We start from the raw sequence: 13279 nt of genomic DNA on the forward strand, positions 1-13279 counted from the left end.
GGCGGAAAAAGAATGGTCTTAATTCAAACGAAAGATGTTGTAAAAGATTATAATAGCAGTCAAGTGGTAACTCACGTCCTAAAAAAAATTAATATAGAAATTATGCAAGATGATTTCTGTGGAATTGTAGGCCCATCTGGATCTGGGAAAACCACGTTATTATATGTGCTTAGTGGTTTAGAAAAAGCAACTTCTGGAAATGTATTCTTATTTGATAGAGACCTAACTTCTTTTAAAGAATCTGAAATGCAAAACTTGAGAAAAAATGACATCGGATTTGTATTTCAATTTTATAATTTATTGCCCAATCTTACTGTTTACGAAAATATTTTATTGTCCAGAATCATAGCTAAAAAAGAAGATAATTCTGAAATCGAAGAAGTTTTAGAGTTGGTTGGAATGAGTAAATTTGCGCATTATTACCCTAATCAATTATCCGGAGGAATGCAACAAAGAGTAGCAATTGCCAGAGCAATTGTCAATCAACCAAAGCTCATTTTCGCAGATGAACCAACAGGAAATTTGGATCAAAAAAATGGGTTAGAGATAATGAAAATATTACAGGACTTAAACACCATGAAACATATAACGATTGTTATGGTTACTCATAACGAAGATAATCTTTCTTTTTGTAACAGAAAGATACAGTTATTGGATGGGGTTGTAGAAAAAGATGAACTCATTTCCTTATAAAATTAGATTTGCTTATAAAAACATTATTAAGAATAAAGGAAATTCTTTTGTAATTTTTCTTTCTCTTAGCATTTTAATGACATTATTTATTTTATCATTTAGTATGTTTTCCGCTTTAAAACAAGTTTTGTATTATGAAGGGCAACAGGTATACCAACAATTTGATTTGGTAATGACTTATGATGAAAATTCTTCAGCTAGAATCATCAATAAAAGGACCATTGAAGAAGAATACCAAGATTATTTTAAATCCATTTGTGTTTTTTTTAATTTTTATACTTTAGTTGAAACAGATCAATCTCTTTTTTATACCGAAGTATTATCCTCTACAGAATACGAACTAGAACGTTTAATTGATAAGGACGTTCCAACTCTAGGAGAAAGAGAAGTCATTATTACAAAATCATCTCAAGAGAACAATCTTTTAGAAATTGGCGATACATTACAGCTTTCAATTAATGGAATGCTATTTGATTACCAGGTAAGTCAGATTATCGATGATTTTGGAGTTTTTTCAGGAGAAAAAATATTTTTAAGAAAAGACACTATTTTAGAAGATATTTATGGAATGACTATTTTTAATAATTTTGGAAACACTGTATATTTTGATGTAAAAGATGATCAATCCATTGATGAAATCATTTCTCTTTTCGAACAAAATGAAGATTTTGCTGATTATTATCTATTTAAAACCATTGATGAAACTGAAATTATTAGAGAAGCAACATATAACGCAACTCTTTTCGCGGGTGTTGGGTTATTAATGATTATCGCGTTTGTAATGGTTTTACATTCTTTATTACCTTTGTTATTTAAAGATTATTCGAAACAGTTAGGAGTCATCGATTCTCTTGGAGGAGACAAATTTTTTCTTATTGAAATTTGGTCAATACAGTTAATCATCTATTTAATTGTTTCTTCAATAGTTGGCATCATTTCAGTGCTTTTTTTATTAAATCAAGGAGCTTTAATTTATGGTATTACTCATTCCATTTATTTAGATGGTTTGATGACAATTCTCGCAATTTTAATCATAACGATTCTTGTGTTTTTGGACATGTTATTCTTTATTAAAAAAATGAATAAGAAAACCATTGTTGAATTAAGCACGGATTATCGATATGAAAAGCAAACATTTTACTATTTTTTCACTCTTTTTATCTTTTCCTTTTTAGCAATATTAATTTTCATTCACCCTTTTAAAGAAGAATTCAATGCTTTTTTTACAACAATCATATCCATTTTGTGTTTTATAAATTTATTTAGTATTACATTGAATTTGATTTCAAAACAGAATAGACTAAAGAAAAAGACTCTATTTTCTTTATTCTCTTTAAAACATTTGCACGATAACAAATACATTCACAACTCGATGAAAGTATTATTTGTTGCATTTCAAGTTATTTTAACGACACTGGCAGTAAGAAGTTATATAGTAAATGAAATTGAGGTTGTTAAAAATCAGCTTCAAGTAGATTATGCTGTTTTAAATATTTTTAATTATAACGAATCAATGAAAACTGAAATTGAAACAGCTTATGTAGTAGAATCGGTTGATGAAGCAATCATCTTTCAAGAAACGGTTTTAACTTTCGATACCGGAAATACAAATAATAGAAAAAATGTTCACTTTTTTGTTTCAATGGAATATAATAAATTTGAAAACTATTTTGTTTTTCATTTAAAGAACGAAATTGAAGAACAATATCTTAACAATACTTTGCCATACATTGTACTTCCTGAAAATTTACATTATATTTATGGAGCAAATCTTGGCGATGTTATTTATGTAGATATTTCAAGCGAATTATCAAATATAGCTTTTGTGGTTGGAGGGTTTTTTGAGACAAATTACGACAATGTAGTTTATTCAAATTTGTTCGAAAGTGAATTGTATCAAGGAATTGTAAGCAGTAATACAATATTAATAAATTCAAATCAAGAAGGAATATATGAAGAATTAATCAGAGATTACTCAGCAAAAATGTATTATATTCTCGATATGGATATTTTGATTTCAAGTATTTCTGGGATAGTTCTTAATGTAAACAATTTATTTGAATTTCTAAGTACTATTATTGTTTTGTGCTTTATTGTCGTAATTATAAACAATATTACTTTGATGTTTTATACTATGAAATCTGATTTCGCCAAGTTAAAATCATTGGGATTGGATTCGGTTCGAATTGCAAAGAATTTGTTTTTAGAAGGGTTAATATTATTCGTCATTGTAATTGCTTTTGCGAGCATTGAAGCGATAATATTAATTCCTAATCTTCCAAAAGTTATGATAATATTTGGGTATTATAAATCTATTATTCCAAGTTTTTCATTATTTTTAATTTCCATAGGAATTGTATTTATTGTTTATTGTTTGAGTTATTTTATTTATTTTTTAAGGATTAAAAGATTACAAATTATAGAAGAAATTAAAAAATATTAAGGAGAAAAAAATGAAGAAAAAAATGATGTTTATGCTTTTATTAATGTTTTCCGTTTTTGGATTTATTGGTTGTACATCAGGAGGATCTGATGTAGATATCGATTACACTGAATTTTATGGCATTCCAACGAATTTGACCATTACTAATACAATATTAACATGGGATGAAGTAGTTGGTGCAAAAGGATACATCGTATATGTGGATGGAGTTAAGGCCGCGACTGTTAGCACAAATCGATATGATTTTACTTCACGTATTGGAGATAAATTTATTTTTCAAGTTCAAACTGAAGCTCCAAGAGGATATCAAGATTCTCCGTTAAGTGCAAGCATTGCTTACGTGGTGCATCGAGCTACTGAAATAAACGCAATTTCTGCTTTGATGGAAGATTCATTAGGCGGACTCATCGAAATACCAGATGGCGTTGCGGAAGCTTTGGTCGATAAAGGAATGATTTCAGACGATTTTGAAGATATGCAAACGGCTCTAACTGCTTTTTTAGAAGCGGTTGGTGACTCTGGCAATGATATTACATTAATTAATTCAGCTTTTACAGATTTAGTTGATTCAGGAATTAACATAGAAGCTCTTCTTAGTGGAATGTTATTATTTATGCCTAATCTTATGCAAAGTAAAATTGATTTACTTGAATCTGATATTGAATATTATCAAGGGATGATTGCCTACTTTGGAGGCGATGAATATTATGAAAATTTAATGGATGAAGCTAATGTTGAATTAGATATGTATAACAATCTATTGGATTCAATAGAAGAATCTAGTGAAGAAATAGTAGTATCGTTATTACATGTTGTAAATTATTTTCTTTCTATTCATGAACAAATCAGCGAAAATCTGGTTAGTCAAATTGTTGATTTATCGAATGTGGATAATCCAAATTTATTAGTAACTAATGAAGTCATTTTAGTAAAAGAAGAAATCGTAAGTTTGATGCTAGATAACTTACCATCCATGGAAGACATGGTGCTTTTATATGAAATGGCTGGAATATTTGGAGAAATTTTAGCTGATGGAACGGCGCCTACACAATATATAATGCAAAGCGCTGCACAAACGATTTTATCTTTGGAAGCATTCGCAAAATTCATTGATACATTCGATGACGATTTTGTAGATGAAATGAAGTCTCTTTCACAATCAGAGACCGCAGAAATGTTCCAAGCTGAAATGATGATTTTAGCAATTAAATATTTTGATCGTTTCCAAAATGATAATGAGGGGCTCATTGAAGAGATTAGAAATGTATATAGCCTTGAACAACAAGAAGCTATGTTTGATTCCTATATTGACTATATTATTGAGTCCGCTTCAGATACGTTGGTTCCTGCGCTTGCATTGGATTATTCCAATATTCTATTTACAAATTTTAAAGATGTTTCCGAGTATACATATGATTTAATGGACCCTGTTTTAAAATGGTTTGTGAAATCAGATGGAGAAGTATTAAGACAATCTGTTATCCTATCTTCTTACATTGTTGACGATTTCTTTGCTTTCCCTTACTCAAACACAGCATTAGATATTACTTATGATAATTATACGGATTACTATTTAGCGAAAATGGAGACACAACGAAATGTCGTTCAATATATTACGGAAATGATATATATTGTTTTGGGCGAAACAACTGACGCTGATACATTAGCAATCACTGAATTGATTTTATCGGTCATACCATTTGATTCGCTTTTAGATACGGGAGAGTTATCTACTTCACAAAGAGATACTTTGAAAACAGCAATTGAAACTACGGCTTTGGATGAAGCCGTGACACTCGTTGATTTATTAACCGCATTATTAAAATACGAAGATGACAATGATTTATTTGAAGATTTAAATCAAGTTCAAGAGAATATTGCAAATTACTATATGGATGAATATGGAAGTGATTACTTAGAATATGACTCATATGAATCAGATGATTATTCAAGTTATGCTTTAGCAATTCTGTTTGCAAAGAATTTTGATTCTTTTATGAATTCTACAAATAAAAATAGAGTGAATGAATTAGTTACTGCTGTATTTGCTATTGCTAAAACTGCAGAATACAGAGATATTTCCGGAATGACTTTAAGTGAAATTGAAGTAATCGAAACTGCATTAGTAACTGATTTTCTAGATTATTTAATTGATAATTCTGACGTAGTTAAAGGGTACAATGTAAATTCGTTAACCAATGCTCAAAAAGCCATTTTAGATGATTATGTTGATGTTCTTAATTCAGGACCGCTATCATAAAGATTAATAATCATAATTTAAAAAGCAGACCATATTTCTTGGCTGCTTTTTTTTGAAAACTCCTCAAATTTTTCCTGTAAATTACAAAAAATGACTTGATTTATTTAAGAAAAAATGGTTTGATGTATGTGATAAACACCAGAGGAAGGAATCTGCATTATGAGAATTGGGTGCACAAAAAAACTAGTAAATCAACTAAATATTCAAACGAGTGATTTTTTTGAAGAAAATCCCTTTTTTTCATGGCATGCAAATATCATTAAAGTGAACGGAAAGAATTCAATTCTGTTGTTAAATAATCAAACAAAATATGCGATTTTACTTTATCAAGTATATGGAAAGGATTTTAAAAAATTAACTTTTCTTATTCAAAATGCAATTCGAGCAGCTTGGAAAAGAGAGGGAGTAAAAAATGAAATTATTAATCAGTATTTAATTCTTGCAAAAGAAATTATTTATACTCCTTCATCTAGCAGATCAGTTTTATCTTCGATGCATCAAGTGAAGTGGATCGCTGAAAATCTTGAATTTGATATGAATGTAAATACCATTGAACAAGTAAGTTTTAGTCTTGAGGCTGCCTATTATATGGTAAAATTTGGAAACAATCATTTTTTTCCTCATGATTTGCTTTATACGGAATTATTAATTATGACTAATCTTAAAGACAGTGTGGAAATTACATCATCAGTTTTTAGGGAAGCTTTTGAGATGAAGGTTTCATTAATCTATAAAAAGAAAAACATTTGGCGAAAATTAGTTGTTCCTTCCTATATTAATTTTGAACAATTGCACTTTATTCTTCAAGTAGCTTTCGGATGGGAAAATAGAAATGATCACAGCTTTTTAATTTTTGATCAAAATGCTGTTATTGCTGTTATAACGGCAGAAGGAATTTCCATACAAGATACTAGAGATGAAAAAGATACCTATCATCATTTAATAGATTACAAAACAGGTATTAAAGAGTATTTTTCTTTGTTTGAAGAAATTCAATATATGTATGATTTTGAAATTGATTTTGTTCACATTATTCAAATTGAAAAAACTGTTCAAGACATGGATTATGTTTTTCCCTTCTGCAAGGATGGATTTGGAACTACGCCCGAAGAAGAAAATGATATGAGCCAAGAACTTTCTTTTAATTTAGATAAGTTAGTTGAAGGTCATAAAAATCGAATTAATTCTACCAGAATGTTTAATAAAGATATTATTAATAAAAGACTGAAAGAAACCTTTAAAGAAGTAAGACGATTTTAATAGGTATAAAAAACTTTCTTCTTTTTGAAAGGATTTTGATTTTATAACACAAAAACGAAAAATTTAACTAAATTCTTATAAAAAAAACAAAAAACTAAAAAAAAATATAAATAAACTATGATATAATCGATATCAAGGCGAGTGATGAAGATGAATGTAAAAGAGTCAATTTTACACGTATTACTAAGAGCGTATTATTATTCAAAGTTTCGGTTTGTTATCAATTATATTAATTTTAACCCTAAAAGAGTTGATCCATATATTTTAATAGGTAATCATGTAAGTTTGCATGATGGGCTCTACACTTCCATACACTTAAAAAAATATCCTTATCCAGTTATAAATGTTTTTATGTACACTAGTTGGTTTATGAGATTTTTACTCACAAAAATCCTTTATTCCATTCCAAAGCGCAAAGGACAAAGCGATATATCGACTGTTAAAAGTATGATGAATGTGATTTATAATCATAATCGCGGGGTAATGCTTTTTCCAGAAGGGAATTCATCTTTCTTTGGGAAAGAAAGCGACTTTCCTTACAGTACAGTTAAGTTCTTAAAAAAGATGAAATTAGATATCGTTGTATGTAAAGCAAACGGAGGATACCTCTCCGCTCCAAGATGGGGAAAGAAAGTTGTTAATAAAGGTAAGATTGAATTAAACTTTTATACATTATTTAAAGGCAAAGAGTTAGAAACGTTAAGCCTTGATGAAATATACCTAGCAGTTAAAGAAGCTCTAAAATTTAATGATTTTGATTGGAACAGAAAAAACAAATATATTTATAATTCCAAATCAAAAGCAGAAGGATTAGAGTCTTATATTTATGTGTGTCCTAATTGCTTAAATCATCAAACAATCTATACAAAAGAAAATAAAATCTATTGTAATCATTGTGGCGAAATTGCGCACTTTAATCAATATGGATTGATTGAAGGACTCAAATTTGACAATTTAGTTGAGTGGAGTTCCCTTCAAAAATCAATTATTCCAACAATTGTAGAATCTTCTGTCAAGTCAAAAGGCAATCTATTTGAAGTGAATTTAGATACTTATAAAAACAAAAAACTTGGAAAAGTAGTAGTAGTTTTAGAAAACCAAATTTTGTTTATTCAAAACGAAAAGATACATTTAGAATTTAATGTAGAATCAATCAATGGATTGGTTTTGACAAAAAAAACGAATTTATCATTTGATTACGAGAATAAAACTTATTATATTTCTTTAAAAGACCCAATGCTATTTTTAGATATGATTAATCATCTCAAAGGAGGAGAATTTTAATGGAAAAGTGGGACATTATCATTTATTTTTTACTGATTGGTATTTTATTATTTGTAGGAAAAGTATTGAAAACAAAATTTAAAGCATTAAATCGAATAGTACTTCCAACCGCACTACTTGGAGGATTGATAGGACTTTTATTTTCAAATGAAATAATTTCTCGTTTAGGGCTAGGAATTACAACTTATACGATTGATGTTGTAACGATGCAAGCAATTGTATATCATGCATTAGCTCTTGGGTTTATTTCGCTTACGTTAAGACAAGGAGAAAGCAAGAGCAAACGAAAAGTTTGGTCTACTGGAATGATTATCACTAGTACATACGCTCTTCAAGGCTTTTTAGGGATATTGCTTGTATTATTATTCTTTAGTGATAAATTTGTAGGAGCAGGCATGTTACTTCCTCTTGGATTTGGTCAAGGGCCTGGGCTAGCAATGAGTTTTGGATCTATGTGGAACACCATGCTAGAAGGACAAGGAATTGCTTTAGGGGCCTCATATGCCTTCTTAGGATTCGTCTTTGGAGGAACCATAGGAGTTGTTGCAATTAACGTATTGTCAAGAAGAAAAGGCGAAAAAAAGCCTGGTCATTATGAAGACTCATCTCTTCAAACAACAACAATTCAAATTGATACCGTACGTGAAGTAAGTGTACTTGATGGGTTAACAATTCAAATTGTTATTATTTCGATTATATATGGTTTGGTATGGCTCACCCTCTTTTTACTACAAAAGGTATTGGTTAATCTAGGTAGCATAGGAGGCACTATTTTTGGACTTCTCGAAGGCTTTAATTTTATCATAGGTATCGCATATGCATTAATTTACAAGATTATTTTAAAAGTAGTACAGAAAAAAGGAAAGAATATCAATTTTATGAAAAACGATTATGTTCTTTCTAACATCAGTTCTCTATGTTTTAATTATATGATTGCTGGAGCTGTATTAACAATTACAATTGATTTCTTAAAAGATTATGGAATATTGCTTGGAGTTGTTTCTTTGGTTGGTGGAATTTCTACTTTATTTTATATTCGGTATATTACAAAAAAAGTATATGCAGAATATAAAGATGAATATTTCGTTGGATTATTTGGAATGTTAACCGGAGTTGCTTCTACCGGAATTGCTTTGCTGAAAGGATTGGATCGCAATTTAGAATCTCCAGTAGCGGAAGAAATGGTTCTAGGTTCAGGAACTGCAATCACAATTGCGCTACCTTTATTTGGATTTTTAATGTTACCTTCTCTAGGGTATCAGAAATCGTATGAAACACTTTTTGAATACATTGCTTTGTTTGGTTGTTTGCTTTATGTTGTTGTTATATTTCTTATTTTGCATTTTAGAGCAAAGAAAAAACCTTCGTAATCTTTATTAAAAGTCTTCACAACTAAATAAAAAATAAAAAGAAAAGATAAGATAAAGTTAACTAATCTTTTCTTTTTTATAGAATATTACTTGAATTCGACGTATAATAAAGATTGTAATATATTGGGGGTGAAAACAACATGCAACACGTTATTACAGAAAAGCAAAATTTACTTAATGAATTAGGACATTTAAATAATCCAGGATATGCACTAAGCCCTTTGTTTGTTTATAATAGAAAAGACATAAAGGCATCTATATGGAGAGTAAAAGAATGGGATTATTATGCAACATTAACACAAGATTTTGGTGTTTCATTTACGGTAGCGGATTTAGGTTATTCTGCGTTAGTAAGCGCAGTATTCTTAGATTTTAAATCAAAGAAAGTATGGAGTAAGATTAAAACTCTTTGGTTTCCGTTTGGGAAGATGAATCTTCCAACTACTTCCGAGAATGGCAACGTTCAATATCACAATCAAGGGTTTGATTTTGATTTTATCAAAGAAAAAGATCAAAGAATTATTAAAGTAAAAATTAGTAATTTCTTACCTCAAAAAGATTTTGAAGCAGAGCTTTTCATTAAAGATTTACATGATGACTCTATGGTAATAGCTACACCTTGGAAAGAAAACATCAAAGCTTTTTACTATAATCAAAAAATCAATTGTATGCCAACTATTGGAAAAGTTAAAATCGGAAATGAAATATTTGATTTTAAAGAAGATGCCAGTTTCTCAGTATTAGATTGGGGAAGAGGTGTTTGGACTTATAAAAATACGTGGTATTGGTCTAACGCTTCTGGTATTATTGATGGTCACCGATTTGGGTTTAATTTAGGTTACGGGTTTGGGGATACTTCAAAAGCTTCAGAAAACATGTTGTTTTACGATGGAAAAGCACACAAACTTGATCGAGTATCTTTTGTAGTAGATAACAAAGATTTCATGAAACCTTGGAAATTCAGTTCTAATGATGGTAGATTAGAATTAATAATGGAACCAATTGTCGATCGAAAAGATGCTTTAAATTATGGCATTATTAAAAATATTGGAGATCAAGTATTTGGAATTTTTTCTGGGACAGTAAAATTAGATGATGGAACAATAATTGAAGTAAAGAAATTATTAGGGTTTGCTGAAAAAATCACAAACCATTATTAGGAGAAAAAACAATGACAGATAAAGAGATTTATGAAATTATTTTAGATGAAACAAAAATGGATAACATTATTATGGTGGATGATGAAAACAAAACATTTGAAATGGCACAAATTGGAGTTATCCCAATGCATGGAGTAATCTATGCCGTTTTAGATTTATTAAAAATTGATGGAATTGAAATGGCAGAAGATGATCAAGGAATTGTCTTGTTGGAATTAGATTTCGATGAAGAGACAAATGAATATTTTGTTTCTACAGTTGAAGACGATGATTTGTTTGATGAAGTACTTGATGCTTTCGAAGAATTGCCAATTGAAGAAATTGAAATATAGTAGATTTTTGGTCGATATGCTTTATCTTTTTAATGTAGTATGATATCATAAAATCAAATTAAAAAATAAATTTAAAGGAGCGTTATGTTATGAACATATATTACTGTAAACATTGCAAGAGAATTTGTTATACATATCCAGTTGATAGCACATTGGTTTGTTGTGGTGATGAAATGACCTTGCTTCAACCAAAGTCTAAAGATCAAGGAAATGAAAAACATTTGCCAGTTGTCGAAAGAATTTCAAAAAATGTAATTAAAGTTACAGTTGGAAGCGTCCTTCATCCTATGCTCGCAGAACATTACATTCAATGGATATTTATTGCACAAGAAGATACCTACCAAATAAAAACTTTTGTTCCAGGAGAACTTCCTGAGACAACATTTCATGTTTTGCCAGATCAAGACATTAAAGTGTTTGAATTTTGCAATCTCCATGGTTTGTGGATGACCGAAGTTAAAAAATAATTTTCTTTATTATTTAAAGCTGATTTATGCAAAAAATCAGCTTTTTCTTTTTCGCTGTTGAAAAACAAACCCACTTATAGTAAAATTCTATAAAAGGGGTTGAATTGATGTGAACTTACTTGAAGCAATTAAATATATTATTTTAGGACTTATTCAAGGAATTACTGAAGTGTTGCCCATTTCTTCAAGCGGACATGTAGAAATTGCTAAGGCACTAATCAGCTTGAATGCTGATGAAGGATTACTTTTTCTTATTATTGTCAATTCAGGCTCCTTAATTACATTTTTGGCAATTTATTATAAAAAAGTTATTCAAATGGTGAAAGACTTTTTTCTTTTTGTTTTTAAGAAGAATTCAAGAGAAGTAACTCGAAATGGATTTTTGAGTGCGATTAAACTCTTGATAGCTTGTATTCCTGCTGCGATTGTTGGATTTTTGTTTAAAGATTTGATTAATCAATGGTTAATACAATATAATGTTTTATTGTCAGGAGTAGGCTTATTGTTTACAGGAACAATTTTATTATTGGTTAGCACCAAAAAAATCCGGAAGGGATTTACTCAAATTACTTTTGTTGACGCCTTCTTTATTGGTATTGCTCAATCAGTTGCTTTACTTCCGGGCATTTCAAGATCGGGAATGACAACTTCGACTGGTATAAAACGAGGCGTAGGAATCGATTCGGCATTAGATTTTTCTTTTATGATGTATATTCCGATTTCTATTGGATCCACCCTTATATATTTAAAAGATATATTACAAGAAGGAATTATTATAACCGGCACTGAATATTATTTTTATTACTTTCTAGCCTTTTTAACGGCCGTTATCTCGACGTATATTGCATTTAAACTAGTATTTAATATTTTTAAATCAGGGAAATTAAAATATTTTGGGATATATTGTTTGCTAATTGGTATGATTTCCATTATTATATTTATTGCTAGATAAATTATTAATTAATTGAGTTTATTAAAATTTCGTTTTTAAAGATATAGACTTATAGATACTTCTCATTTATTAATTAATGAAAAGCATCATAAAGGTAGGTGACTATATTGTCATTTTTAGAATTACTTAAATACATTTTTTTAGGGTTGATTCAGGGGCTTACAGAAGTATTGCCAATTTCTTCAAGCGGGCATGTAGAAATTGCTAAAGCATTTTTACAAATTAACGCTGATGAAGGAATTCTCTTTTTAACTTTAGTTAATTTAGGGTCATTAATAGCTATTGTATATCATTTTCGCAAATTAATTATTTCTGTGATTTCTGAAACATGGAACTTTATTTTTTTCCCTTCCTTGCGGGAACAAAGTAAAGAAGGGTTTTATTATGGCATGAAAATTTTGGTAGCGGCTATACCAACAGCGATTATAGGACTCCTGTTTAAAAATTCTATTGAACAATTTTATACACAATATATTATGTTTGTTGTAGCGATTGGTTTATTAATTACTTCAACCCTTCTATATATTGTCAGAAATTCTCCTAATAAACATGTGGATCAGAATCTTTCATTTAAAGATTCAATCATTATTGGGCTAGTTCAACCTTTTTCGATTTTTCCAGGACTTTCAAGAAGCGGAATAACAACTTCTACCGGGTTATTAAGAAAAGTATCAATGGATACCGCTTTATCTTTTTCGTTTATGTTATATATTCCGGTATCATTTGGGTCCTTTTTAATCTTCTTTTTTCAATGGATATTAAATCCAACAGAATTTAATTTAGGATTTGACATCACAAATAAATATCAATATGTATACTATGGATTTGCTTTTCTTGCTAGTTTAATTGCAACAAGACTTTCTTTAAAATATATTTTTTCATGGTTTAGACAAGGAAAACTTATTTGGTTTTCAGTCTATACGATGTTTTTAGGTATATTTGCTTTGATTTTTGCCGTGATTACGTACTAAATGATTTTTTGGTGTGTGATTGTTTTTCTTGGAGAATTGGTGTAAAATAATAAAGATGTTATAAGAATCTTATTGCATAAAGATGGG

Annotated in this window: 11 protein-coding genes; all 11 read left to right on the forward strand. The window is 29.4% G+C overall.

Translation table 11 applies throughout. The annotated features are described in order from the left end of the window. The first annotated feature begins 12 nt into the window (after positions 1 to 12). The 11 genes from KJ971_00505 to KJ971_00555 all read left to right on the forward strand — a co-directional run bounded on the left by KJ971_00505 (position 13) and on the right by KJ971_00555 (position 13192). Positions 13 to 693, forward strand: a complete 681-nt coding sequence (locus KJ971_00505) for an ABC transporter ATP-binding protein (protein ID MBU1144321.1) — start codon at positions 13 to 15, stop codon at positions 691 to 693. Next, positions 674 to 3136 (forward strand): ABC transporter permease, encoded by a 2463-nt coding sequence (locus KJ971_00510; GenBank protein ID MBU1144322.1) that lies wholly within the window; start codon positions 674 to 676, stop codon positions 3134 to 3136. The genes KJ971_00505 and KJ971_00510 overlap by 20 nt, the downstream gene beginning before the upstream one ends. A gap of 10 nt (positions 3137 to 3146) precedes the next feature. Next, on the forward strand, positions 3147 to 5396 hold the full coding sequence (locus KJ971_00515) for a hypothetical protein (protein MBU1144323.1): 2250 nt from the start codon (positions 3147 to 3149) through the stop codon (positions 5394 to 5396). Between the two features lie 159 nt (positions 5397 to 5555). After that, positions 5556 to 6656, forward strand: a complete 1101-nt coding sequence (locus KJ971_00520; GenBank protein MBU1144324.1) for a plasmid pRiA4b ORF-3 family protein — start codon at positions 5556 to 5558, stop codon at positions 6654 to 6656. A 150-nt stretch (positions 6657 to 6806) separates the two neighbouring features. Then, positions 6807 to 7940 carry a 1-acyl-sn-glycerol-3-phosphate acyltransferase gene (locus KJ971_00525; GenBank protein MBU1144325.1) on the forward strand — a complete coding sequence of 378 codons (1134 nt, stop codon included), beginning with the start codon at positions 6807 to 6809 and terminating at the stop codon, positions 7938 to 7940. Beyond that, complete coding sequence (locus KJ971_00530; protein ID MBU1144326.1) at positions 7940 to 9310, forward strand: hypothetical protein; 1371 nt, start codon at positions 7940 to 7942, stop codon at positions 9308 to 9310. The genes KJ971_00525 and KJ971_00530 overlap by 1 nt, the downstream gene beginning before the upstream one ends. A 140-nt stretch (positions 9311 to 9450) precedes the next feature. Then, positions 9451 to 10470 (forward strand): DUF2804 domain-containing protein, encoded by a 1020-nt coding sequence (locus tag KJ971_00535; protein ID MBU1144327.1) that lies wholly within the window; start codon positions 9451 to 9453, stop codon positions 10468 to 10470. Between the two features lie 11 nt (positions 10471 to 10481). Continuing rightward, entirely contained in the window at positions 10482 to 10802 is a 321-nt protein-coding gene (locus tag KJ971_00540; protein MBU1144328.1) for a DUF1292 domain-containing protein, read from the forward strand. Between the two features lie 89 nt (positions 10803 to 10891). Then, positions 10892 to 11269, forward strand: a complete 378-nt coding sequence (locus KJ971_00545; protein ID MBU1144329.1) for a hypothetical protein — start codon at positions 10892 to 10894, stop codon at positions 11267 to 11269. A 109-nt stretch (positions 11270 to 11378) separates the two neighbouring features. Next, the gene (locus KJ971_00550) at positions 11379 to 12221 is read left to right on the forward strand and encodes an undecaprenyl-diphosphate phosphatase (GenBank protein MBU1144330.1); all 843 of its coding nucleotides are present in this window, start codon (positions 11379 to 11381) and stop codon (positions 12219 to 12221) included. A 107-nt stretch (positions 12222 to 12328) separates the two neighbouring features. Beyond that, positions 12329 to 13192, forward strand: coding sequence for an undecaprenyl-diphosphate phosphatase (locus KJ971_00555; GenBank protein MBU1144331.1), 864 nt, complete (start codon positions 12329 to 12331; stop codon positions 13190 to 13192). The last annotated feature ends 87 nt before the right edge of the window (positions 13193 to 13279 follow it).

It is taken from the genome of Bacillota bacterium (genome assembly GCA_018818595.1).
GTDB lineage: Bacteria > Bacillota_I > Bacilli_A > Izemoplasmatales > Hujiaoplasmataceae > JAHIRM01.